Source organism: Pontibacter toksunensis (assembly GCF_042686245.1).
Lineage (GTDB): Bacteria > Bacteroidota > Bacteroidia > Cytophagales > Hymenobacteraceae > Pontibacter > Pontibacter toksunensis.
In genome coordinates this window covers 451991-477176 of record NZ_JBHUOX010000002.1, presented here as the reverse complement: position 1 = coordinate 477176, position 25186 = coordinate 451991, and the positions used below count along the sequence as shown (strand labels likewise).

Genomic DNA, 25186 nt, shown 5'->3' with positions numbered 1-25186 from the left:
TTGTGCATCAGAATATCTTTGTTTTCCTGTCAACATGCATGCTCTGATGTTTAGTAGTAACAGTTCTGCCCATTCAAGTCTCGCAATAGTGCTAGCTCTGTAGCTGGAATCCATCATGCTCTGGTTTAGGAACATCTTTCAAGTGTACACACGCCCCTTATTATATTGATACGGACCTTCAGAGCGTTGTTGTATTAGGTTGCAGTGGCTACTCCTACTGCCGATTAAGGTAAGTACATGATGCGATTCTCTTGAAATTTCTCGAAATTGGCCCTCTGAAGGAAATGAGAGGTTAAAAGTATCCTGATGAAGGTAAGACTTGTATTTTCGTTGGTTTTCACCCTGTTACTGCTTCTGACTGCTTTTCGTGCGAAACCGGATGGTGTTGAGGATGTGGGGTTCTCCTACATTCAAAATTATACAAAAGCCATATACCAGGCTGGCAACCAGAACTGGTCTATTGTGAAAGACCGGAGTGGGGTAGTGTACTACGGCAATTCAAAGGGGTTGCTTGCCTACGACGGGAACAGCTGGCAACTGTACCCCATGCCAAACAAGTTAATTGTGAGATCTGTAGCTGCCGATAACAAGAGCCGTGTGTATGTAGGCGGCTTCGGGGAGTTTGGTTACTGGTCGAATAACACAGAAGGTAAGTTCAGTTACACCTCTCTAACAGCGAAGCTTCCAGTTTCGGAACGGCCTAACGATGAAATATGGAAGATTTACGTGGAAGACAACCGCGTGATTTTTCAGTCGTTCGGGAGTATCTTTATTTACCAGGACGGAAAAATAAAAGTAGTGCAGGCAAGTGAGCCATTCTTGTTTCTGCACAAGGCAGGCGACAGGTATTTTGCAGAAGTGCTCTCGAAAGGCCTTTTTGAGCTCCAAGGCGATAGCCTGCTTTATGTCCGGAACAGCCAGAAGCTGGGCCATACAGGCGTTCTCTCTGTTCTGCCTTTCAAGCAAGACAAATTTCTTGTTGGCACAGCCAAAAACGGGCTCTTTGTTTTTGATGGGAACGACTTCACTCCCTGGCTGAATGAGGCATCAAAATTTTTGAAGACGTACCAGTTGAACAATGGGGCATTGATAGGGGCGCATCATTTTGCTTTCGGCACCATTTTGAACGGTATCGTTATTCTGGATGAGAATGGAAAGTTAGTGCACAAGGTAAACAAGAGCACTGGCCTGCAGAACAATACCGTGCTGAACCTTTATACTGAAGATGGGCAAAACCTGTGGGTTGGCCTGGATAACGGCATTGACCGTATCGAAATCAACTCTCCCCTGTACTTTTACTTTGACAAGACCGGTGCATTCGGTACAGTTTATTCCAGCATCGTACACAATGGCAAAATTTACCTCGGCACAAACCAGGGTCTGTTCTACAGTTCATGGTCGGCAGGCAATGCGTACCTGTCCCATACCCTCGACTTTAAAATAATAGAGGGTTCGCAGGGGCAGGTGTGGGACCTGTCGCTGATGGACGGTGAACTGCTCTGTGGCCATAACGAGGGTACTTTTCGTGTAGAGGGCGACCGATTAGAGAAAATCTCCGGTGTAAATGGTGGCTGGACAATTAAAAAGCTTCAGTCAGACCCTGGCTGGCTGATTCAGGGAACATACACCGGCCTAGTGTTTTACAGGAAGGACAAAAATGGACAATGGGCGTTTTCACACAAGGTGCAGGGTTTTGGAGAACCTTCCCGTAACGTGGAGCAGGACAACCTGGGGAATATCTGGGTAAGCCATGCCTACAAAGGCCTCTATAAGTTAAACCTGAGCAATGACCTAAAGAGCGTTACCGCAACAATCAGCTATGACAGTAGTCATGGTTTGCCAGGCAACTACAAGTTGCACATCTCAAGGCTCTACAATGAACTCGTTTTCTCTTCTGAGTCTGGTTTTTATGTATATGAACCCCTGAACAACAGGTTCGGTCCTTATCGGCAGCTGAACAAGAAGCTTGGCTCCCTGGCCTCCTCTAAAAGAATCATAAGAGCGACAGATAAAAGCTACTGGTTTATATACGAGGGCAAAGCAGCGCTCGTCAACCTCGGGAATCCGGAAAAGCCTGTTATACACGCTCACCCATTCAACATACTGGGGGGACGCATGGTGCAGGATTATGAGAGCATAAGCAGGATTAGCGCCACTAATTTTCTCATCAGCATCGACGATGGCTTTGTGATCTATAACACTGCAGCCAAAAACCTGCAAAGTGCCACAAGGCCATCTGTTCTAATCCGGAAAGTGGAAAACACAACAGACACCATAAAGCTGATGAGTGAGAACGGCAGCCAAAGCAGGCTGGCGCAGCTGCCGTACAGGCAAAACAACCTACGGTTTGTGTTTGCGCTACCGTATTACAGGCAGGCTAAGGTAGAGTTTCAGTTTTTTCTGGAAGGGTACTCTAACCAGTGGGCTGCCTGGAGTAACAGTACTCAAAAAGAGTTTACCAACCTAGCGCCCGGAGACTACCGCTTTCTGGTGCGGGCCCGCATCAACGACGAAGCAACAACGGGCATCACCGCTTACAACTTCAGTGTTTTGCCACCCTGGTATGCTACCTGGTGGGCTTACCTGATATATGCTGTAATGGCTGTGCTGCTGGCGCTGCTGCTTCGCAAACTGTACTACAAAAAGCTGCAGCAGGACAAGGAGCGGATACAGCAAAAGCTGGAAGAGGAGAAGCAGGAGCACCTGCGGCAGGAGGCGCTCCTGAACGAGCAGAAAATTGTGAAGCTGCGTAACGAACAGCTTCGCGCAGAACTGGCAGGCAAGAGCAGGGAACTGGCCAGCACAGCGCTTCATATTGTGTGTAAGAACGAACTGCTGCAGAACATCAGCAATGAGGTGAACACCCTGCAGGACGCCAACGGAAACAGGTTGCCCGCTAAGAAACTTCGGAAAATACAAAGCATCATTACCGAAGGCATGAGCGACCAGCACGACTGGGATATCTTTGAGCACAGCTTTAACGAGGCAAATGAGAACTACTTCATGAAACTCAAAGAAGGGCACCCGGAGCTAACACCAAACGACCTCAAGCTTTGTGCTTACCTTCGAATGAACATGAGCAGCAAAGAGATTGCTTCCCTGTTAAACATCACCGTGAAAAGTGTGGAGCTACGCCGGTACCGGCTACGGAAGAAACTCAATATGGAGCATGACAAGAACCTGGTGGAGTTCTTTATGGAGCTGTAACACCTCTCTATTACCACATCATTACCACTCAAAAGGCCCTGTATTCAGATATAGGGCCTTTTTTTTACCTAACTGAGTTTATCTCCGGATTATGCTCAACGTATACATATACAGCCTGAAGTACTTATTCCCGGCAAGATGGGTGCTTACTAACCTTCCGCTTTAAAAATATACTGCATGATGGGGTAATGTAGTGGTGTTCTTTTTTGTGGGGTACAAATTTCTCATGAGCTTTGAATGTCCGGTCTAAAACTGTTTAACTCTATTTACAACGTATGATGAAAAATCTTTTACTACTCATGATGTGTCTGCTCTCAGTGAACCTGCTCTTTGCCCAGAGTACAATTACGGTGCAAGGGAAGGTGACTGATGCTACCAGTGGTCAGCCGCTGATAGGAGCAGGTGTGGCGGTGCAGGGAACCACTACAGGAACACAAACGGATGCCGAAGGTAACTTTACACTTGCAGCTCCGCCAGAAGGCACCCTGGTTATCTCTTATCTAGGGTATAATGACAAACAGGTGCCTATTAATAACAACACATCTTTGAATGTACAGCTGGCTGTAAACCAGCAGCAGTTAGAGGAGGTTGTGGTAGTTGGATATGGGGTGCAGGAAAAGCGGGATATAACCGGTTCCATTAGTTCTGTGGAAGGGGAAGAAATTGCCCGCCAAGCTTCTCAAAATCCTGTAAGTGCGATGCAGGGCAAGGTGGCTGGCGTACAGATAACAAATTCCGGGGCACCAGGCGCCTCACCGCAGGTGCGTATTCGCGGTACGGGCTCAGCTTATGGCAAGGTGGAGCCGCTTTATGTAGTTGATGGTACCTTTGTGGATGACCTGAACTTTCTGAATCCGGCGGATATTGAATCAATAGAGGTCTTAAAGGACGCCTCCAGTGCAGCCATCTACGGAGTCAGAGCTGCCAACGGAGTGGTGCTGGTTACTACCAAGCGTGGAACAGCTGGGCAGATGCGTGTGAATTATAATGGTTTTGTAGGGGTGCAGCGTGTTACGAATCAACTTGAGATGGCTAATGCCCGGCAGTATGCCACACTTTTGAATGAAAGGTCAGAGTTGAATAATATAGACCCTAATACCCCTTCTACGGACTGGTTTGAGCAGATATTGCGCACCGCTAAAATCCACAATCACCAGGTATCCGTGTCAGGGGGTAGTGAGAAAGCCACTTATAGTGCCAGCGCGGGCTACCTAAATCAGGAAGGTATTGTCGAAGGTCATGAATATGAAAGAATAACGGCACGCCTGCAAACCGATATAAACATAAGCGAAAATGTAAAGGTAGGTTACAGCGGTATCTTTTATAACTATGCTTCCGAGGATATTCCGGGCGGTATTTTTTATCAGGCATATGTTGCGCCTCCGATTATGCGCGTTTACAAACTGAATGGGTTTTACGGCGACCCAGCTGATATAGACGTGGGTAACTTTGCCAACCCGCAGGCCTCGCTAGATTGGTTTAATCAGGAGTCGGGTGGACAGCAACTGACTAGCAATGTGTTTGGGGAGGTGAAGTTTTTAGAGAATTTTACTTTCCGCTCCAGCCTGGGTCTTAACTATGGCATTAACGAGTTCCGTAATTACGTCTCAGAAGACTCGCTGACGACGGTACAGAAAGCGCTGCGAAGCAGGCTGACAAAATCAAGGAGTAAAATGTCCAGCTGGCTTGTAGAGAACACGCTAACCTATGACAATACCTTTGGCGACCATGAGGTGACAGCGCTGCTGGGTACCTCTGCCCAGGAAAATCGTTCAGAGGCTTTTTCCGGTTCTGCCAGCGACGTTCCTTTTGAATCAGAGGGTAATTTATACCTGAGTCTGGGAGACCCGGAGACTTTCTCCATCAGTAACACTGGCGACAAGTTTTCTTTCCTGTCGTATTTCGGACGTTTGAACTATAGTTTTAAAAACCGCTACCTGTTTACGGGTACACTACGCTACGATGCGTCTTCAAAGTTTCCGGCAGACGAGCGATGGGATTACTTCCCGTCCATTGGTGTAGGCTGGATAGTAACAGAAGAGCCCTTTATGAGCACCCAAACCATCCTGAACAATCTGAAACTGAGAGCCAGCTGGGGTAAATTAGGAAATGAGGGTATCCCAACGAACATCTTCACTCAGACCGTTAATAACAACCCACGGTATTCTGCCATTTTTGGCGGTATACCTTACCTGGGAAGAAACATTACAACGCTCGTGCCCCCAACCCTCCTCTGGGAGGTAGTGAACGAGACCGACATAGGAGTAGAGATGGCTTTCCTGAACTTCCGTTTAACAGTGGAAGCGGATTGGTATAATAAGGAAACCAAAGATGCCATTTTCGATGCACCGGTACTCGGAACGCTGGGTACTTCGAACAGCTTCATCAGAGGCAACTATGCCGACTTCCGAAACACTGGATTTGAATTTGTGATGAATTGGCAAGATGAAGTTGGAACAGATTTCAGCTACGACATCGGGATTAATTTCTCTACCAACAGAAATGAAGTAACTGAGCTTGCCACAGGAAACACGGAGCTATTTGCAGGCGGTGTGGTAGACGGTAACCTGGCGTCTGTATCCCGTGTTGGCGATCCGATAGGTTCTTTCTATGGGTACGTGGTAGACGGTATTTTCCAAACTGAGGCAGATGTGGAAGGTTCTGCTCAACCTCTTGCAGAGCCGGGAGACTTTATGTTCAGAGACCAGAACGGAGATGGTGTTATCGACGCAGGAGACAAAGTTGTATTGGGAAACCCGAACCCGGGCTACTACTACGGTATTAACACCGGATTTAGGTTTATGGGTTTTGACCTGCAGTTAGACATCCAGGGTGTGGCGGATGTGGATATATACAATGCCAACCGGAACATTCGGTTCGGTAACGAGAACTACGATGCAGATTTCTTCGAGAACCGCTGGCTCGGGCCAGGTACTTCCAATACCTATCCGTCTGCAGACCTGTCAGGCTCAAACCTGAACATAAACAGCTGGTACGTTGAGAAGGGTGATTACATCCGGATCAGGAACCTGCAGTTAGGTTATAATCTCCCTACTGACCTGGTAAATGAATGGAGAATGCAGAGTGCCCGTATTTTTTTGAACGCACAGAACCCAGTTACTTTATTTGATTACAATGGATTCTCGCCGGAGATAGGAGGCAGCCCGCTCAGCGCTGGTCTTGATAATAATGTGTACCCGCTATCGGCTACCTACAACTTGGGAGTGAACGTAACTTTTTAATGGAACAGAATATGCTGATTATGAAAAATATATTTCACAACACAAAACGCAGGTCTATAGTATTGGTCTGTGCCCTTGCCTTGGGCGGCTTAAATGCCTGTGACGAATCTTTTCTGGATGTGGAACCGCAGGGACAGGCTGTAAGTGAGGATTTCTTTGTGACGCAAGAACACGCTATTGAAGCCGTGAACTCCTTTTATGGCAATCTGCGTGAGTGGAACAATATTGCCTTTGCTTTCCTGGCTATCACCACCATCTCCTCCGACAATGCTGAAAAAGGAAGTGCTGCTACTGACGCCGTATTCATGAATAATTTCGATAACTTTTCGCTCACCGCAACAGAGGGGCAACTGAACGGTTATTGGGTAGGACAGTACCAAGGCATTAACCTCGTAAACCAGGTACTGACAAACGTGCCTGAAATAGAAATGGACGAGTCGCTGAAGGCTCGTTTGCTTGCTGAAGCTAAGTTTTTCAGAGCCTACCACTACTTTAATCTGGTAAGAGCTTTTGGCGGGGTGCCGATAGTTTCCAAACTACCCGAAACCCCGGAAGAACTGAATCCTGCCAGGGCCTCCAGAGAAGAAGTGTATGACTTTATTATCCAAGACCTGAGAGAAGCTGCTGAAGTACTGCCAGTACGGTATGATGCTGCTAATGTTGGCCGTGCAACCAAAGGCGCTGCTCTTACCCTGTTGGCGAAAGTGCAACTTTACCAGGAAAACTGGGCTGAAGTGCTGAGTCTCACAGAGCAGGTAATGAGCATGGGGTATATGCTGACACCAGAATATGCCGATATCTTCACAATTGCCGGTGAGAACAACGCAGAATCCATCTTCGAAATTCAGGTCCAGTCTATTCCCGGAAACTGTGCTGCAGGCAGCAGCCAGTGGGGTGAGGTGCAGGGCGTAAGGGGGCAGTATGGCTGGGGCTTTGTGGAGCCAACCCAAGACCTTGTGGAAGCTTTTGAAGAAGGAGATGAGCGTATGGATGCGACCATCCTATTCCGGGGTGAGGTAACACCAGCAGGAGATTCAGTTTTAGCTAGTGCTCCTAACCCCCGTTATAACCAGAAGGCGTACGCTCCGGCAAGGCTTAACGTAGACTGTGGCAGTGGCTCAAATCAGAACATCAGGATCCTGCGCTTTGCAGAGGTGTTGCTGATGCATGCAGAGGCAGCCAATGAACTGGGGCAAACTGAGGAAGCACTTGAGACCTTGAATATGGTGCGTATGCGCGCCGGTTTGGAGCCAATTGAGTCTGCCACCCAGGAGGAACTGAGAAACATTATCTGGCACGAGCGACGTGTGGAGCTAGCCTTGGAAAACGGCGACCGTTTCTTTGACCTGGTGCGGCAGGGCAGGGCAGACGAGGTGCTGCGTGCGCATGGCAAAGCGTTCAAAGCAGGCATAAATGAGGTGATGCCAATCCCGCAGCAGCAGATCACGCTTAGCGGAGGTACCCTTACCCAAAACCCCGGCTATTAATTAAATCTACAGAAGCATGCAGCCCGGAGAGGCTTCATGCTTCTTCTTTTAAAAGGTATTAGACTTGCTGATGAATTACAAACAGCTATGGCTTTGCTGTATCCTGCTGCTGTGTGCGCTGTTGTCCTGCAAGGAGGACAAGGAAACGCGACCAGCACCGGCCCCGATAGAACCTGCTTTACCCACACCCACTTCTACAGCCGCCGACAAAGAACTCCTGGATAAAGTGCAACAAAGCACCTTCAGGTACTTCTGGGACTATGCCCACCCAGCGTCCGGCATGGCGCGGGAGCGGACAGGTTCCGGCGATGTGGTTACCAGCGGGGGCACAGGATTTGGAGTACAGGCTATAGTTGTAGCAGTACACCGCGGTTGGATTACCCGGCAGGAAGCTGTTGAGAGGCTAAATAAACTAGTAGATTTTCTGGCAAAGGCAGACCGCTTCCATGGCGCCTGGAGCCATTGGCTCAACGGCAATACCGGCCGTGCCATCCCCTTCAGCGCCAAAGACAACGGTGGTGACCTTGTGGAAACGTCTTTCCTTATAAATGGCTTGCTTACTGCCAGAGAGTATTTTAGTGGGGCAGGTGCAGCAGAGGTTGCTCTCAGGCAAAAGATAACCGAACTCTGGGAAACGGTAGAATGGGATTGGTATGCCTCGCGTGGCGACAACCAGTTATACTGGCACTGGAGCCCCACCTCTGGCTGGGAGATGAACATGCCCATTCGGGGGTGGAACGAGGCACTTATCACTTACATACCTGCCCTTTCTTCTCCTACGCACCCTATTTCACCGGATGTTTACCAGAACTCCTGGGTGCAGCCGGGTTTTGGCGATGCAAGGAACTATAGTGGCTATACTTTAAAGCTTGGTCCGGGGTATGGCGGTCCGCTTTTCTTCGCGCATTATTCTTTTCTGGGGCTCGACCCGCGGCGGATGCAGGATAGCTATACTAACTATTGGCTGCAAAACCTGAACCACACATTAATAAACAGGGGCTATAGTCTTTTATCTGCACCGGCCACCTATGGCTACTCTGAAGGCTTCTGGGGCCTGACCGCCTCTGACGATCCGGATGGTTATGCCGCGCATCACCCAGGGAATGACAACGGTACAGTAGCGCCTACGGCAGCCTTGTCCTCTTTTCCTTACACACCATACTACAGCATGCAGGCGCTGCGCTACTTTTATAATTCGCTTGGTGCAAAGCTCATTGGGGAGTATGGCCTGAAAGATGCCCATAACAAAGCCCGAAACTGGACGGCAACAGACCATCTGGCCATAGACCAGGGGCCGATTGTAGCCATGATCGAGAACTACCGGAGCGGCCTGCTCTGGGACCTGTTCACGGATCTGCCGGAGATACAGGCGGGGTTGGCAAAGGCGAATATTCGGGAGCCAGAATACGAAGAAGGGTTTCCACTGGCAGTATCTGATATCCGGACAGAATGGGTAGACCTGCTGAAACACCCGGATCTGGAGGCCTACAGGGTAGCGGTGGCAACAGATAATGCAGCATCTTATACGCTTTCGCTCCTGAAAAAAGATGGTACCCTTGCCGAAGATATCTGGAAAGACGAAGCCCAAACTATAGGGCTGCACCAGGTAAATTTCGGTGCTGAGGCGGTTCCGGGAGAATATACTTTGAGATTAACTAACCAGAGTACATCAAAAGAATTAAAAGTTTTTCTGCACTAGCAGAAGAGCGCTTCAAGTAAAATAGACGTTATGAAATTTAAAATATACCTGCTGGTGGTAGTATCGATGTTTTACACAGTTGGCTGCCAGAATCCTGCAGAAACAGAGACAACAACTGCTACGGCTACTGCAACCGTTACAGCTACAGAAGATGATAAGCTCAGTGACGATGAACTCCTGACACTCGTGCAGAAAAACACCTTCCAGTACTTCTGGGACGGGGCAGAGCCTACGTCTGGCCTGACACGGGAGCGCATCCACATGGACAATGTCTATCCCTCAAACGACCGCAATGTAGTGACAACGGGTGCTACCGGTTTTGGGTTGATGGCTATATTGGTAGGGATAGAGCGAGGCTTCATTGCAAGAGAGGAAGGAGTGCAACGCCTGCAGAAAATGGTGAACTACCTTGAAAAGGCTGATCGCTTCCATGGTGCCTGGCCGCATTGGATTGAGGGTGAAGCCGGCAAAGTGAAACCGTTCGGGCAAAAGGACAATGGTGGTGACCTGGTGGAGACGTCCTTCCTGGTGCAGGGGCTGCTGACTGTACGGCAGTACCTGCAGAACGGCAATGCACAGGAGCAGGCGCTGGCCGCGCAAATAGATAAACTTTGGCGAGAAGTGGAGTGGGACTGGTACCGCAAGGATGGTCAGAACGTGCTGTACTGGCACTGGAGCCCGAACTATGCCTGGGAAATGAATTTCCCGGTGACCGGTTACAACGAAGCCCTTATCATGTACGTGCTGGCCGCTGCTTCCCCTACCCATGGGGTGCCTGCCGAAGTATACCACGAGGGCTGGGCACAGAACGGTAAAATAATGTCTGATGCTACCGCGTACGGCCGTGAGGTGGTGCTGAGCCATAACGGCCACGAAGGAACAGTGGGGCCGATGTTCTGGGCACACTATTCCTACCTGGGGCTGGACCCACGCGGACTGAAGGACAAGTATGCCGATTACTGGAAACTCAACCAAAACCACACCATGATTCAGTACGAGTATGCCCTGGACAATCCGAAAGACTTTGAAGGCTACGGAGAAGACACCTGGGGCCTGACCTCCAGCTACTCACCGGAGGGTTACGCCGGACACAGCCCCAAGCATGACCTGGGGGTGATTGCGCCTACCGCTGCCCTTTCTTCTTATCCTTACGCACCCCAGGAATCCATGAATGTTATCCGCCACCTGTATGAAGACATGGGCGATAAACTGTGGGGCGAGTACGGATTCTACGATGCTTTCTCAGAGGAAAAAGACTGGTACACGCCACGTTACCTGGGTATAGACCAAGGGCCAATACCGGTAATGATCGAGAACGGCCGCACTGGTATGCTCTGGGACTTGTTTATGAGTGCCCCGGAGGTGCAGGCCGGCCTGAAAAAGCTGGGGTTTGAGAGTCCGCAGCTAAAATAAGAACCAAAAGCACCGGAAAAGAGAATACCCTGATATAAAACATACACACCACTACTTAAAAATGAAATCAGCCAACATAATTTCGCTCCTGCTGTTACTTACCCTTTGCTGCTTCAGCGCTGCACAAGCACAGGAAAACAACCCGCCGTTCTGGAATGAGATACAGGAGTTTAAGCAGCAGGACAGTGTGCAGATGCCGCCCAAAGATGCTATCCTGTTTGTGGGGAGTTCCTCCTTTAGAATGTGGGAAAACATGCAGGAGATGTTCCCCAGCCGTGAAGTCATCAACCGCGGATTCGGAGGATCTAACCTGCTGGACCTGAAGCACTACCTGAACGACATTGTGCTGCCATACCAGCCAAAGCAAATCGTCATTTACTCCGGCGAGAACGATATCGCCCCTGGCACAGTGCATGCCCAGGAAGTGCTCACGCGTTTCCAAGATGTTTTTGAATCTATCAGGAAGGAAATGCCGCAGGTCCAGATATCCTTTGTATCTATCAAGCCAAGCCCGTCGCGCTGGCAACATAAAGCCACCATGGAAGAGGCGAACAGGCTTATCCGGGCTTACCTTAAAACGCAGCCCAGAACCAGTTTTATTAATGTATACCCGCTGATGCTGGACAGGAACAGAAAGCCCAAGTCTGACATCTTCCTCCAGGATAGTTTGCACATGAACAACAATGGCTACCAGATCTGGCAGAAAGCCATTTCGCCATACCTACTGAAATAAAAAACCGGAACTACTACATGAAGCGCATCTTGCATACCGCCATCGTTCTCCTGCTTTGTATGAGTTGTTCAGGAAACATCACGCAGCAGGACACAGCTACTGCCACTACGATGACGACTTCAGACTCTGCTCAGAGCTCAGCCCAGGCAGCAAGCGGGTCCACTGATCCGGAGATGGACCGGTTTATCAGTGAACTGATGGCGAAGATGACGCTGGAGGAAAAGATTGGCCAACTGAACCTGGTAGCGGTAGGCTTTGATGTGACAGGGCCGGTTGTAAGCCAGAACGTGGAAGAAAATATCCGGAAAGGCAATGTGGGCGGTGTTTTCAATACCTTCACGCCTGTAGCGGCCAGAAAGCTGCAGGAGATGGCGGTAAAGCACACCCGGCTGCACATCCCGCTTTTATTCGGATACGATGTTATTCATGGGCACCGCACTATCTTCCCGATTCCGCTGGGCCTGTCTGCCACCTGGGACATGGGACTGATTGAGAAAAGCGCCCGTATTGCAGCGGAAGAGGCCAGTGCAGATGGCCTGAACTGGGTGTTTTCACCGATGGTGGACATTTCGCGGGACCCGCGCTGGGGGCGTGTAGCAGAAGGTGCCGGCGAAGATACCTGGTACGGTTCTCAGGTGGCCCGGGCAATGGTGCGGGGCTACCAGGGCGAGGACCTGGCTAAAGAGAATACCGTGATGGCCTGTGTGAAGCACTTTGCCCTTTATGGCGCTGCCGAGGCAGGTCGGGATTATAATACCGTAGACATGAGTCTGCTCAACATGTACCAGAACTTTCTGCCGCCTTATAAAGCCGCGATAGATGCCGGTGCAGGTAGTGTGATGACGGCCTTCAACGAAATAAACGGAGTGCCCGCCACTGCCAACAGGTGGCTGATGACAGAGTTGCTGCGCGAGAAGTGGGGCTTCGATGGTTTCGTGGTAACAGACTATACTGCTATCAACGAACTGGTGCCGCATGGTCTCGGCACAGAGGCGCATGTGGGTGCCCTGGCGCTAAAAGCAGGAGTAGACATGGACATGGTAGGAGAGGTGTTCTTAAAGCACCTGGGGCAGCAGGTAAAAGAAGGTACCGTAACCACGGAAGAGATAAACGCCGCCTGCCGCCGCGTGCTGGAAGCAAAGTATAAGCTAGGATTGTTCGAAGACCCTTACAGGTATGTAGATGAGCAGCGCGCAACGAACACCATCATGAAACCTGAGTTTATAGAGGCCGCCCGCGACATAGCCCGTGAAAGCATGGTACTCCTGAAAAACCGGAACCAGACCTTGCCGCTGAAACAGTCCGGAACCATTGCCCTAATTGGCCCACTGGCTACGAGCCAACGCGACATGATAGGCAACTGGAGTGGTGCCGGCGACTGGAAGCAGGCTGTGTCGATGGAGCAGGGAATAAGAAATGTGGCGGGGAATAAGGTTAAAGTGGTGTATGCCAAGGGAGCAAATATTACAGATGACGCCCAGATGCTCGAGCGCCTGAATGCCCATGGTGGCGAACTGCAGATAGACCCGCGCTCCCCGGAGCAGATGGTATCCGAAGCTGTGAAGGTAGCCAAAAGCGCAGGCGTGATTGTGGCTGTTGTCGGGGAGTCGCAGGGGATGAGCGGAGAAGCGGCCAGCAGGGCAGACATTACCTTGCCGGGCCAGCAGCAGGAACTGCTGAAGGCGCTGAAGAAAACAGGAAAGCCGCTGGTACTGGTGCTGATGAACGGCCGTCCGCTGGCGCTGCAGTGGGAAGATGAAAATGCGGATGCAATACTCGAAACCTGGTTTGGCGGCACACAGGCCGGCAACGCCATCGCGGATATGCTCTTCGGCGTCTATAACCCTTCCGGCAAACTGACCGCCACTTTCCCAGTGGAAGTAGGCCAGGTACCCATCTACTATAGCTATAAAAATACTGGCCGCCCCTATGGAGGAGAAAAGCTGGATAAATACAAGTCCCGTTACCTCGATGTGCCGAACGAGCCGCTGTACCCGTTTGGGTACGGCCTGAGCTATACTACCTTCGAGTACTCCCAGCCAAAGCTCAGCCAGAATACCATGACACCAGGTGAAACGTTAGAAGTGAGTGTGACCATCCGTAACACCGGGAATTACGACGGCGAAGAAGTAGCGCAGCTTTATATCCAGGATTTGGCGGGGTCGGTAACAAGGCCCGTAAAAGAGCTGAAGAACTTCCGGACGGTTTCCCTGAAAAAGGGAGAGAGCAAAACCGTCACTTTCCCAATTACCGTTGAAGACCTGAAATTCTATAACAGGGAACTCGAGTATGTGTATGAGCCAGGCGAATTTAAAGTATATGTCGGCACGAACTCCCGCGATGTGAAGGAGGCAGGTTTTACGCTTCAGGTAAACCAATAGTAAGAGCAGCGGCCCGGCTTCAGGGCATGTTGTAATGATCAAAAGTATATTAACCCTTAAAGATGACATCATGAATTCCAGCTATACCTATAGTAACCCTTATCATAAACGATTGGCCTTCGGCATTGTCTTCCTTTTTCTGTTTGCTGGACTTGGCTGTAACAGGAAGAACACGCCAGAGCAGCCGGTAGCCCAATCTGTAGAGAAAGATTTTGAAAGAGTGGTAGTGGACAAAGATCCACCTTCCACGCCCTTGTCGCCGGAGGAAAGCATGAGTAAAATAGTGCTCCCGCCAGGTTACAGGGTTGAACTGGTAGCCAGTGAGCCCATGGTGCAGGAACCAGTGGCAATGGCCTGGGATGCAAACGGCAGGTTGTACGTGGCCGAGATGAACACCTACATGAAAGACATTGAGGGCACGGAGCAGTTTCAGCCAACCAGCAGGATCAAGCTGCTGGAGGACACCGACTGGGATGGCAAAATAGACAAATCCACCATCTTCATCGATAGCCTGGTGTTGCCCCGCGCGGTGCTGCCCGTGGGGGACCAGTTGCTGGTGCAGGAAACGAATCTGCGCCATATATGGAGCTACCGCGACACGGATGGAGATGGAAAAGCAGATGAAAAGAAAATAGTGTTCAAAAATGATCAAATCGACCTCCGCAACCTCGAGCACCAGAACGGAGGACTGCTGTGGAACCACGATAACTGGATTTACCCTACCCGCGATAACCTGCGGTACAAGTACAAGGATGGTATGCTGGTGGCAGATACCATTGTTGATAACATGACAGGGCAATGGGGAATTACCACCGACGATTACGGCCGGCTTTACTTTTCGGAGGCTGGCCCGGGTTTACCTGCCGTGCAGATAGAGCAGATGCCTGCTTATGGCGCCCTGAACTTTAAAGACCAGTATACGCCTGATTTTGCAGTGCCATGGCCCATTATCGGAACGCTTGATGCGCAGGGAGGCGAAAAAGCCCTTCGTCCGGAAGACAACACGCTTAGCCACTTCACCGCTGGTGCCGGCCAGTCCATCTTCCGCGGGCACCGCATGCCTGCCCATATGAAGGGCGATTATTTTATACCGGAGCCGGTGGGCCACATCATCAAGCGGGGGGAGATAGTAAATCTGGATGGCAAAATACAAATTCAGAATGTGTATCAGGAGAAAGACTGGCTGGCCTCTGCCGATATGAACTTCCGACCGATAAATACCTATACCGGCCCGGATGGCACCTTTTACATTGTGGATATGTACCATGGCATCATTCAGGAAAGCGAATGGTCGGGGCCGGGTACGTACCTGGGCAACATCATAAAGGAAAAAGAGTTGTATAAGAACCGCGGGATGGGGCGCATCTACCGGGTAGTGCACGAAGATTTTAAGCGTGACCCGCAGCGCCCCCAAATGCTGAATGAGCCGAGCAGCAAGTTGGTTACTTACCTGGCGCACCCCAACGGCTGGTGGCGTGACAATGCCCAGCAACTGCTGGTATTGCGCAATGATAAATCTGTTATTCCGGCGCTAAAGGAAATTGCCCTGGGGCAGCAGGCAACGCTAAAAGAAAAGCCGAACGATATTACCCGAATCCATGCCATGTGGACACTGGAGGGGATGGATGCCATGGAGAAAGACCTTTTGTTCCAGGCATTGAACGACGCTGACCCCGACATCAGGAAGACGGCGGTTTGGATGAGCGAAATGTATATCAGTAAAAATGATAGGGAGGTGATAGAGAAGCTCAGTGCGATGCAGAATGACCCAAGCCCGGATGTGCGTATTCAGCTGATGCTGTCTTTGCGCGGGAATGAGACAGGTAAGGCCCAGGAAACTGTGAAGGCGCTGTTGGCAGCCAACCCGCAGAATGAAGTGATGCAGGCTTCTTATAAATCATTTATAGATACGCGTGAGAAGAGAGCAGCAGAGCAGGAGCGGATCAAGAACATCAGCCCCGAAGATAGAGTGCTTATCACGAAAGGAGCCGTTATCTACAAGCAGCTTTGCGCCACCTGCCACGGTCCGGATGGTAAGGGAAGGCAGTTGGGCGGAGGCCAGATGCCAGCTCCGCCGCTTGCCGGTTCGCCACGCTTGCAGGGCACCGACAGAATAATGCCTATAGAGATCATGCTGCACGGACTGAAAGGGCCTATAGATGGCAAAGAATACCCGGACATAATGCCCTCCATGGCAGGCCAGAGCGATGAATGGATTGCCGCAGTGCTCAGCTATGTGCGCAACAGCAGCGACTTGGGCAATAATGCCTCTGTGATAAAACCGGAAGAGGTGAAGCAGGTGCGGGAGCGAATAAAACTGATTCCTGGTGGAGCCACCATGCAGTATCTGGAGGTTCACAAAGGGTATCGCAATACACAACGTAACTGGGTAGAACAATAAAGCAGCGTTCATGAATAGAAAACTAACATACTTCCTGCTGCTGTTGCTCTTTGTTTCATCTGAAAAGGAGCTCCTGGCCCAGGAGGCGACAGTGAAAAACAACATCGGGATGGAATTTGTGCTGATAAAGCCGGGCAGCATGGTGGTAGGGAAGTACCAGCCTACGGTAAGCGCCTATGTGCCGCCAAAAGAAGATCCCGATGGTAAGGCCAGAAAGGTGTTGCCTAGATCGGCTTATAAGGTAGCAGAGAAAATGGCCGAAGATGCTTCTATGCCAGGTTTTAAGGTAAGTATAGAGCATCCATATTACATCGGCAAGTATGAAGTAACGCAGGAACAGTGGAAGAAGGTAATGGGCAGCAACCCGTCCTTCTTCCAGGGCGGCAAAGTAGAGGGAGACTCCAGGCAGCACCCTGTGGAGAATGTGACATGGAAGGAGGCACAGGCATTTATTAAAAAGCTGAATAAGCTGGACAAACAATACACTTACCGCCTGCCAACGGAATTCGAGTGGGAATATGCTGCCCGGGCAGGAGCAGAAGATGACATTCCGTGGGGGGAGGCACGTACGATGGCTGTGTTAGGTGGAACCACTACCAGTGCCATCGGGCAGAAGGAGCCGAACGCCTGGGGGGTATATGATATGCTGGGGAATGTGTGGGAGTGGGTGCAGGATTACTACAACGAGGAGATCTTTGCCGATCCGGTACCGCCACGTTCAGGAGAGCAACATGTACTCAAAGGAGCTTCCTTTACGGGCGATGCCAAAAACGCCACCTATATGACGCACGCCGCTGGCCCTGGGAATGGGTTCGATGTTGGCTTCCGCGTGGTGATGGAAGCCAGAAAATAGGTATAAACCTGCTAAAATGAGCTTATGCAGCTAAAAAATATACTACCATTTTTACTGTTCACTTTTTTACTCCATGCGGCGGCTGCGCAGATTCCGGAAGGGTATAAGCCTATCTTCAATGGCAAGAACCTGAAAGGCTGGCACATTAGCCGTACCACCCACCAGGGAACAACACCGGATGTAAAGGTGGAGGATGGTGCCATTGTGCTGAGACAGAACCCTTACGGACAGGGAGGCGTGCTGCTATCAGATAAGAAATACAAGAACTTCGACCTTTACCTGGAAGCAAAGATAGACTCTTTCACGAACGGCGGTATCTTTCTTCGTTCCTCCGAAAGCGGCATCGCCTACCAGATTGAATTGGATGATGCTGCCCAGAGCACTGGCAACCTCTATGGAGAGCGTATGCCGGTCAGTGAAGTTGCCTTAGCGACAGACCGGGAAAAGGTATGGAAGCCAAACGACTGGAACTCGTTCCGGATACGCATGGTAGGCGAAGTGCCGCGCGTCACACTTTGGATAAATGGGGTGCAAATGTGGGACGTGGTTCAGCCCAAAAACGATTTCATCGCTGGCGCAACCGAAGGTATGATTGGCTTGCAATCGCACTGGACCTCCTTGTTCTCGCCCACTGCCGGCGACTGCTGCGGTTTAAACTCCTGGGCACCAGGAGCAGCACATCGATTTCGTAATATTGCCATAAAAGAGCTGGATGATGACTTGAAAGAATAGTTCTGTCCGATGCTCAGCTTGCGGTCCAGCTCCAATCTTATTTATATCTGTAGGCTTCTTAAGATTAAACTCCTATTTTGTGCCTGCTAACAGCGGTGTTCATAGCTGATGTGAATAATTAAAAAGCTGATGGAATAATGAAATTTATGTTAAGGTAAAGAGAAGTAATGCTACCATCGCAAAAATACAGGAGGCTTTCTAAAGTAGTGCTGGCCTTTCTGCTTATTACGGCAGCTATTTCAACGAAAGCACAGGGAAAGCTGGAGGCTTACGAGCGAAAGCTGTACATCCAGAACAACGACACGCTGCCGTACCGCATCCTGTATCCCAAAAACTTCGACTCTTCAAAAGAATACCCTCTCGTACTGGTGCTGCACGGTGCCGGCGAGCGTGGTGATAACAATGAGGCGCAACTGGTGTATGGCGCTGATTTGTTTTTGGAGAAACAGGAGGAGTATCCGGCCATCGTGGTTTTCCCACAGTGCCCAAAGGATTCCTATTGGTCTAATGTAAACATTGTTCCAGATGAGAATGGCAAGCGCATGTTCAACTTTCGGAGAGGCGGCAAACCCACAGCAGCCATGGATAACCTGCTGGGCCTGCTAGGTGACTTAAAAGATGCTGATTACGTGGATAAGGAACGCATCTATGTAGGTGGCCTTTCGATGGGCGGTATGGGTACTTTTGAGATACTGCGCCGCAAGCCAAATACCTTTGCCGCGGCTTTCCCGGTTTGTGGCGGAGCCGCTCCAGCAACAGCGAGGAAGTTTGCGAAGAAGGTACCGCTTTGGGTTTTCCATGGAGAAGTGGATAGTGTGGTGCCGGTGGAGCATTCTCTTGTGATGGCAAAAGCAATAGAAAAGGCAGGCGGTGAGGCAAAGCTAACTGTTTATCCGGGGGTAGACCATAACAGCTGGGTAAACGCATTTAATGAGCCGGAGCTGCTGCCGTGGCTATTTACTCATCAGAAGAAATAGTGTGTTTTAACGCCCTGGTTCGTCACTTGCCGGTATTCCAATGCTCTTTAGCTCTGCTAGTATAAGCCAATACCGGTACGCTTGAAGCTGTTTATGACTTGAAGAGGCCTTTTAAATAAAAGAGAAGGGACCGCAAAGCATGTGGTCCCTTCTCTTTTATTTAAAAGCTATTTCCTGCTTCTGCACCTGGAGATGTGACAGGATAACATTGTACACATCGACTGCCAGTATTTCCTGTGGCAGCTGCTGCTTGTTCTTGGTGAGCAGCACCGGCCATTCGCTTTTGTCTTCAGGTATGCGCCCGTGCGAGCCTTTGATAAGGGTAGCATCCAGCGGGATAATGTCCATCACCATCCGGAATCCCAGCTTTTTCTTCAGAACTTTACCCGCCACTTTCGGTATCAGGAACTTGATTTTTGGGTCTGCAAACATTTCTACCGGATCAAAACCTGGCTTTTTGTGGATGTCCACCATGCGGGCATAGTCCGGTGCTTTGCTGTCGTCGAGCCAGAAGTAGTAGGTAAACCAGGAGTTCTGATCGGCCACCACCACCAGTTCACCACATCGTTCGTGCGCCAGTCTATACTTATTACGCTCGTCGCCAGCCAACACCTCCTGCACCCCCGGCACCTGTTGCAGCAGCTTCTGCACCGCCGCTATATCAGCAGGGTTATGAATGTAGACATGTGCTATCTGATGGTCGGCCATGGCAAAAGCCTTGCTCATGGCCATGTCCAAAAGTTCCGTTCCTCGTTCGTTGCGGACAGCAATGTAGCCGTTCTTGCGCAGCACCCTGTTCAGGTGCACCGGCTGGCTCACATCCGAGATACCATACTCAGACAGCACAATCACCTGCGCACCCTTCGCCTCATAAAACTGAATCAGGTCACCTACCACGGCATCAATTTCCTGCAGGTCTTTCGCAACGCGCGGGTCACTGGGGCCGAAGCGTTGCAGGTTATAGTCCAGGTGTGGCAGGTAAATGAGCGTGAGCGTCGGGTTGTACAAGTCATCTGTTATTTTACTCGCGTCCGCTATCCACTTGCTGGATTTAATAGAGGTTTTCGGGCCCCAGTAGTTGAACAACGGGAAAGTGCCCAGCTTCGCCTGCAGCATGTCCCGCAGATCAGCAGGCTGTGTATAGCAGTCGGGCATTTTACGGCCATCGGCCAGGTACTGCGGGCGCGGCGTCAGGGTATAGTCGGCGGAGGTGTTCATGTTGTACCACCAGCCCATGTTGGCGACGGTGAAGTTGGGGTCCTTTGCGCGGGCTACTTCCCACACTTTCGGCGCCTGCACCAGCTTGTTCGACTGGCGCCACAGCTTCACTTCATCCTCGTCCCTGAAATACCAGCCGTTGGCTACAATGCCATGCTCTTCCGGCCATTTGCCCGTAAGGTAGGTGGATTGCGCCGTGCAGGTAACAGCGGGCAAAACAGGATGCACCACTGTGTTCTGCGCTTCTGCTGCCCATTTTGCCAGAAAAGGCGTGTTTTTACCGAGGAGTGATTGTGTGAGCCCGACTACGTCCAGCACTACCGTCTTCTGCATTTTCAGTGGTTTTTATGGTTGCAAGAACCCACTCCAGCTCCCGCTGGATAGATTCTGATAGGTCTTTTTTCATATCCTCCGGCAGTACGTCCCAGGTATAGGTCTCTACCTCGAGGTGAGCGGTCAGCTGCTTTTGCTGCATTAGCCTGAGTACCTCCGTAATATCCTCCTGAGTAGACTGAAGGCCCCCGTACTGTTGTGTGAACAGCGGCACATGGAAATGCATGCGCCACTCCGTAGCATTCGGCTTGCGGATGTGCTGCAGCGCGAAGGTCAGGTCGGGATAATGCGTCAGTTCGCCGTCTTCATCAAGTTCCACCACCTGGTGCAGGTAAGTGGATTCTGCAAAGCAGGCAAACGTTTCTGCCAGCTTGCCGCGGGTTACCACATCGTTTTTCGGTAAGCTTGTTTTGAGGGCTGCGCTGAGCTGTATTTTCCCTACTTTGATGCCGGCATGAGTGAGTTTTGCAAAGGCCTCGGCAGGTTTTTCATAGGCCAGCGCAAAGTGGCACACGTCGTAGCAAACCTGTATGTGGTGTAGCACTGCCTCCCGCGCATCGTCCTTGCTGAGCCCCTCCAACTCGTGCAGGGCCTTTACGCCGGCAGGAATAAGCCACTCCTGATAGAAGTTGATAACCTCTTTGCTGTTTTCCAGCAGTCCGTCCGGCTCCGGTTCTATATCTATATGGATGGTCTTGCCTGTTTCCTGCTTCAACTGTAACAGTTCAATTACCAGGGATACAAGCTTCTCTGTCGACTGGTTGAAAACAGACTTCACTTTAGAATCATCTGACTCTAAAAACCAGGGCTTGTAAGAAAGAGGAGAGGTAGAGATGCCACCCTCCATGCCATCCGGCAGGAGCTCTGCCAGAATGCGGGCCAGGCGCACCGTGTACATCAGTCGTTCGTTCGTAGTCCAATCCGGCTTGTGCACGTCGTCTTTCACTGATTGCTTATGGAAGCCACCGTACGGAAAGCCGTTCATCGTGAACACATACAAATCCTGATCTTGCAGCCACTGCTTAAACTCGTTCAGGTTATTTCCCTCCAGAATCTGCTCACTGGCTTTGTTCGAGAGGCGCAAACCAATGCCGAAACGCTGGTCCGGGGACAGCTTTTTCTTGAGTGGCGGGAAGTAAGTTTGAAGCTGTTGGAATACATCTTCCCAAGTTTCGCCAGGGTGAATGTTGGTGCAATAGGTAAGGTGATGACCTGTGTTCAGATACATGTTTTGCCAAGTTAAAGTAAGAAAACAGCAGCCTACAAACCATAAAATGCTGCTGTTTACTTAAGGATTTTGCTTAAGCCGCAGGCTGAGGGTGGTGGCGCTTTTTTAATTCTTCTACGGCCTGTAGCAAGAGCGGTTCTTCCATGTGGTGTACTTCCACACCTTCGCCTATTTTGTTCAGCAGCATGATCGTAAGCTTGCCACCCAGGTGCTCCCTGAATTCCTGAAGCCCCTTCCATATACTAAGTTGCTCAATACCTGGTTCCTGCTGCGACAGCTGCGGCACGTACAACTCAAAGCCCAAGCTTTCCAGTAGTTCCAGCACATTTTCATGTTCCTCCCTTGTTAGCATGCCTTTGAGCATAGAGTAGGTGGTGTCGAGGGCAATGCCAATGGCCACTGCCTCACCGTGGCGCAACTCATAGTTGGTGAGTTGCTCCAGCTTATGGGCAGCCCAATGGCCAAAGTCGAGTGGCCGTGAGGAACCTGACTCAAAAGGATCTGCTCCGCCAATGTGCTCCACGTGCATTTCTGCACATCGGTGAATAAGCCGCTGCATGGCAGGCATATCGCGCTGCGCCAGCTTGGTAGCATCCTTTTTTATCTCCTTGTAAAAAGCAGCATCCTTTATCAGAGCCACCTTTACGGCTTCAGACATGCCGGCCCTCCAGTCGCGGTCGTGCAGCGTGAGCAGGAAATCACTGTCGTTGATGACCGCAAAAGGAGGGACAAAAGTACCGAGGAAGTTCTTTTTGCCAAAGAAGTTGAAGCTGTTCTTTACACCAACCGCAGAGTCGTCTTGCGCCAACACGGTGGTGGGGATGCGGATATGACGGATGCCCCTGTGCGCAATAGCCGCCGCAAAACCAGCCATGTCCAGTACTGCGCCTCCACCCACTGCAATAAAGTAGGAATGGCGGTCGATGCGGTGGTTGTTTACAGCCTCCAATAGCTTTTGCAGCAGTTCAGTACTGTTTTTCACTTCCTCACCACCCTTAATCAGCATCGGCTCAGCCAACAGTTTCATTACGTCCTTGTGGCGGGATGTATAGTTCTTTATGTCTTCTACAAGGTGCGGGTGAGCGTCTGCCACACCACTGTCTATCACGAAAAACACTTTGCGGGGGGCAGTGCCTTTGTCCTGCTGCAGTACCTCCGAGAATAAGTTATTCTCAGGCTCAAAGAGGCCTTTGGTAAAGTAAATTCCATACCTGTACTGCACTGAAAAGGACTGCTCAATCGCCTTCATATCTTTTTGAAGCATCTAATTATCGAGTTGATGAATTCTCCATCTTGCATGGCAAAGTAGGAATTCAATTTCATTTTGGCCTAAATAGTATCCAATTTACGCCTTCTTTACATTTAGAACACCGGGTAAGGCTTAACAATTCTCAGGTAACAGCAAATTTCTTTGCAACATAAATCGAAACCGGTAAAAGGAGCAATACCAGTAGCCCATACTGCCAGCCGGCAAAGCCTGCGGCCATACTGGCGTTCATCACAATCAAGGCCAGAATACCGGCTTTAACCGCTTTTATTATAAGCTTCGGCTCTCTGGCAGGCATCGCTTTAACGAGCGGCGGAATAATGAGGTAAGCGAACAGCAGTAAAAAAGGAATGCTGTACCACAGGTTAAAGTGCGGCAACAGCGACAGGCTAATGATACCGGCAAACACCAACGCATACATAAACGCAGCTCCCTTCAGAGCTGCTGTGTTACCACCATGCACCTCTCCACGGCTCACCATCGTGATGGCAGCAATGTAGACAATAGGAATGAGTGCCATAAACCATAGTTGCCCTACAGCAGCAGGCACAGCACTTATCCCAAGAAGTAGGTTGCCACCCCGGCACGCTCCCATGTTGATAGGGCCTAGTAGCGTGTTATGCTTGCCCTGGTAATCATAGAGCAAAGCGAGAAAGGCTATGGCCAGCGCAATAACAGCACTAAGCAGCGACACCTGCCAGGCTGCCAGCACACCACTCAGTAACAGCAGCGCCCCTAAAGTAGCGGCTCCTGCTACAGAGGCTTTTCCACTTGGGATAGGCCGCTCCGGGCGCTCCACCCGGTCTAGCTCTGCATCAAACACATCGTTAAACACCACACCGCCGCCATACAAACCAATCGTGGAAAGCACGAGCCAGCCCAGTGGCTGCAGCGTTTCAGCATTCAAGCTACCCTCCCAGAATGGGCGCGAAAGTATAGCACCTGAGGCTGCAAAACCCATCATGATATCCGCGATAGCAGTAATGATATTAGCAGGGCGCATGAGCCGCAGGTAAGCCCAAACTTGCGTCATTAGCGTACAATGTTAGAGCCGAACTCTCCCTCGTCAGCACCCATGTCACCGACTTTAGGTGTTTGTCCTCCTCTTAAAACAGAATTGTCTGAGAACTTCTCGCGCTGGTCTACATTATTTGGTGTAAGCCAATCAGATTCATGCATCTGGCCGCTCTTGCCAAAGGCATCGAGGGCGTTCTGGTAACAAGTTTTGCGTACATCTTCTAAGGAAATACCACGCTCCAGCATCAGGGAGGCTGTCTTTGGTACAGAAAGCGGGTCACTGATGCCCCAATCTGCGGCGCTGTTCACAATAATGCGCTCAGAGCCGTACTGCTTCACGATTTCAACCATGCGCTCGTTGCCCATTTTAGAGTTCGGGTAGATGGTGAAGGCACACCAGAAGCCCCTGTCCAGCACGTCTTTCACCGTTTCCTCGTTGTTGTGGTCCACAATCACCATGTCCGGGGCAATGCCATGCTCCAGGCTCACCTCCATGCTTCGGATGGTACCGGATTTCTTGTCGCGGTGCGGCGTATGGATCTGCACCGGCATGTTTGTTTCCTTTGCCAGTTCCAGTTGCAGACGGTAATATTTATCCTCGGCTTGTGTCTGGTCGTCGTAGCCTATTTCGCCAACACCTACCACACCCTCTTTATAGACGAAGAGCGGCAGCAGCTCCATTACCTGCTCTGCCAGGGCTTCGTTGTTTGCCTCTTTTGAGTTAAGGCCGATAGTGCAGTAGTGCTTGATGCCGAACTGGCTTGCCCTAAAACGTTCCCAACCTACCAGGCTGCTGTAGTAATCTTTAAAAGAGCCGACCTCTGTGCGGGGCTGGCCCAGCCAGAAAGCAGGTTCTATAATAGCCACGATCCCCGCTTTGCGCATGCGCTCATAATCGTCGGTGGTGCGGGAGGTCATGTGTATGTGCGGGTCAATCAGCATCAGGTTCTGGGTATCCATAGGTTTTATTTTTTTGATGATGTCTTCGTTTTTCTGTT

Annotated in this window: 16 protein-coding genes; 11 read left to right on the top strand and 5 right to left on the bottom strand. The window is 50.6% G+C overall.

Annotated features, from left to right (window positions below):
* Positions 1-306: 306 nt before the first annotated feature.
* The 11 genes from ACFS7Z_RS04795 (at position 307) to ACFS7Z_RS04745 (ending at position 19125) form a co-directional block, all read left to right on the top strand.
* Positions 307-3207 carry a triple tyrosine motif-containing protein gene (locus tag ACFS7Z_RS04795; RefSeq protein ID WP_377481720.1) on the top strand — a complete coding sequence of 967 codons (2901 nt, stop codon included), beginning with the start codon at positions 307-309 and terminating at the stop codon, positions 3205-3207.
* A 275-nt stretch (positions 3208-3482) separates the two neighbouring features.
* Complete coding sequence (locus tag ACFS7Z_RS04790; RefSeq protein ID WP_377481717.1) at positions 3483-6449, top strand: SusC/RagA family TonB-linked outer membrane protein; 2967 nt, start codon at positions 3483-3485, stop codon at positions 6447-6449.
* A gap of 20 nt (positions 6450-6469) precedes the next feature.
* Positions 6470-7936 carry a RagB/SusD family nutrient uptake outer membrane protein gene (locus ACFS7Z_RS04785; RefSeq protein ID WP_377481715.1) on the top strand — a complete coding sequence of 489 codons (1467 nt, stop codon included), beginning with the start codon at positions 6470-6472 and terminating at the stop codon, positions 7934-7936.
* Between the two features lie 70 nt (positions 7937-8006).
* Complete coding sequence (locus tag ACFS7Z_RS04780; protein ID WP_377481713.1) at positions 8007-9635, top strand: glucoamylase family protein; 1629 nt, start codon at positions 8007-8009, stop codon at positions 9633-9635.
* A gap of 30 nt (positions 9636-9665) precedes the next feature.
* Positions 9666-11048, top strand: coding sequence for a glucoamylase family protein (locus ACFS7Z_RS04775; RefSeq protein WP_377481710.1), 1383 nt, complete (start codon positions 9666-9668; stop codon positions 11046-11048).
* Between the two features lie 61 nt (positions 11049-11109).
* Entirely contained in the window at positions 11110-11781 is a 672-nt protein-coding gene (locus tag ACFS7Z_RS04770) for an SGNH/GDSL hydrolase family protein (RefSeq protein WP_377481707.1), read from the top strand.
* Between the two features lie 17 nt (positions 11782-11798).
* On the top strand, positions 11799-14162 hold the full coding sequence (bglX, locus tag ACFS7Z_RS04765) for a beta-glucosidase BglX (RefSeq protein WP_377481704.1): 2364 nt from the start codon (positions 11799-11801) through the stop codon (positions 14160-14162).
* 70 nt (positions 14163-14232) lie between these two features.
* Positions 14233-16563 (top strand): DUF7133 domain-containing protein, encoded by a 2331-nt coding sequence (locus ACFS7Z_RS04760; RefSeq protein WP_377481702.1) that lies wholly within the window; start codon positions 14233-14235, stop codon positions 16561-16563.
* Between the two features lie 10 nt (positions 16564-16573).
* On the top strand, positions 16574-17416 hold the full coding sequence (locus tag ACFS7Z_RS04755; RefSeq protein ID WP_377481699.1) for a formylglycine-generating enzyme family protein: 843 nt from the start codon (positions 16574-16576) through the stop codon (positions 17414-17416).
* A gap of 24 nt (positions 17417-17440) precedes the next feature.
* Positions 17441-18148 carry a 3-keto-disaccharide hydrolase gene (locus ACFS7Z_RS04750; protein ID WP_377481696.1) on the top strand — a complete coding sequence of 236 codons (708 nt, stop codon included), beginning with the start codon at positions 17441-17443 and terminating at the stop codon, positions 18146-18148.
* A gap of 167 nt (positions 18149-18315) precedes the next feature.
* A complete protein-coding gene (locus ACFS7Z_RS04745; RefSeq protein ID WP_377481693.1) occupies positions 18316-19125 on the top strand; it encodes a carboxylesterase family protein in 810 nt (269 codons plus the stop codon).
* A gap of 156 nt (positions 19126-19281) precedes the next feature.
* On the opposite strand, the gene ACFS7Z_RS04740 is transcribed toward ACFS7Z_RS04745, so the two are convergent.
* The 5 genes from ACFS7Z_RS04740 to ACFS7Z_RS04720 all read right to left on the bottom strand — a co-directional run bounded on the left by ACFS7Z_RS04740 (position 19282) and on the right by ACFS7Z_RS04720 (position 25148).
* A complete protein-coding gene (locus tag ACFS7Z_RS04740) occupies positions 19282-20676 on the bottom strand; it encodes an alkaline phosphatase family protein (protein WP_377481691.1) in 1395 nt (464 codons plus the stop codon).
* Entirely contained in the window at positions 20621-21904 is a 1284-nt protein-coding gene (gene eboE / locus ACFS7Z_RS04735) for a metabolite traffic protein EboE (protein WP_377481688.1), read from the bottom strand. The genes ACFS7Z_RS04740 and eboE overlap by 56 nt, the downstream gene beginning before the upstream one ends.
* Before the next feature lie 73 nt (positions 21905-21977).
* Positions 21978-23168 (bottom strand): 3-dehydroquinate synthase, encoded by a 1191-nt coding sequence (locus ACFS7Z_RS04730; RefSeq protein ID WP_377481685.1) that lies wholly within the window; start codon positions 23166-23168, stop codon positions 21978-21980.
* A gap of 127 nt (positions 23169-23295) precedes the next feature.
* Positions 23296-24204: a UbiA-like protein EboC gene (gene eboC / locus ACFS7Z_RS04725; RefSeq protein ID WP_377481682.1), complete on the bottom strand. Its 909-nt coding sequence runs from the start codon at positions 24202-24204 to the stop codon at positions 23296-23298.
* Entirely contained in the window at positions 24204-25148 is a 945-nt protein-coding gene (locus tag ACFS7Z_RS04720) for a TatD family hydrolase (protein WP_377481679.1), read from the bottom strand. Before ACFS7Z_RS04720 ends, eboC begins: the two co-directional genes overlap by 1 nt.
* Positions 25149-25186 lie beyond the last annotated feature (38 nt).

Excerpts from the sequence above, each read along its gene's own strand:
- ACFS7Z_RS04795 (WP_377481720.1), top strand. The coding sequence starts at position 307 with ATGAAGGTAAGACTTGTATTTTCGTTGGTTTTCACCCTGTTACTGCTT.
- ACFS7Z_RS04790 (WP_377481717.1), top strand. The coding sequence starts at position 3,483 with ATGATGAAAAATCTTTTACTACTCATGATGTGTCTGCTCTCAGTGAAC.
- ACFS7Z_RS04785 (WP_377481715.1), top strand. The coding sequence starts at position 6,470 with ATGAAAAATATATTTCACAACACAAAACGCAGGTCTATAGTATTGGTC.
- ACFS7Z_RS04780 (WP_377481713.1), top strand. The coding sequence starts at position 8,007 with ATGAATTACAAACAGCTATGGCTTTGCTGTATCCTGCTGCTGTGTGCG.
- ACFS7Z_RS04775 (WP_377481710.1), top strand. The coding sequence starts at position 9,666 with ATGAAATTTAAAATATACCTGCTGGTGGTAGTATCGATGTTTTACACA.
- ACFS7Z_RS04770 (WP_377481707.1), top strand. The coding sequence starts at position 11,110 with ATGAAATCAGCCAACATAATTTCGCTCCTGCTGTTACTTACCCTTTGC.
- bglX (WP_377481704.1), top strand. The coding sequence starts at position 11,799 with ATGAAGCGCATCTTGCATACCGCCATCGTTCTCCTGCTTTGTATGAGT.
- ACFS7Z_RS04760 (WP_377481702.1), top strand. The coding sequence starts at position 14,233 with ATGAATTCCAGCTATACCTATAGTAACCCTTATCATAAACGATTGGCC.
- ACFS7Z_RS04755 (WP_377481699.1), top strand. The coding sequence starts at position 16,574 with ATGAATAGAAAACTAACATACTTCCTGCTGCTGTTGCTCTTTGTTTCA.
- ACFS7Z_RS04750 (WP_377481696.1), top strand. The coding sequence starts at position 17,441 with ATGCAGCTAAAAAATATACTACCATTTTTACTGTTCACTTTTTTACTC.
- ACFS7Z_RS04745 (WP_377481693.1), top strand. The coding sequence starts at position 18,316 with ATGCTACCATCGCAAAAATACAGGAGGCTTTCTAAAGTAGTGCTGGCC.
- ACFS7Z_RS04740 (WP_377481691.1), bottom strand. The coding sequence starts at position 20,676 with ATGCAGAAGACGGTAGTGCTGGACGTAGTCGGGCTCACACAATCACTC.
- eboE (WP_377481688.1), bottom strand. The coding sequence starts at position 21,904 with ATGTATCTGAACACAGGTCATCACCTTACCTATTGCACCAACATTCAC.
- ACFS7Z_RS04730 (WP_377481685.1), bottom strand. The coding sequence starts at position 23,168 with ATGCTTCAAAAAGATATGAAGGCGATTGAGCAGTCCTTTTCAGTGCAG.
- eboC (WP_377481682.1), bottom strand. The coding sequence starts at position 24,204 with ATGACGCAAGTTTGGGCTTACCTGCGGCTCATGCGCCCTGCTAATATC.
- ACFS7Z_RS04720 (WP_377481679.1), bottom strand. The coding sequence starts at position 25,148 with ATGGATACCCAGAACCTGATGCTGATTGACCCGCACATACACATGACC.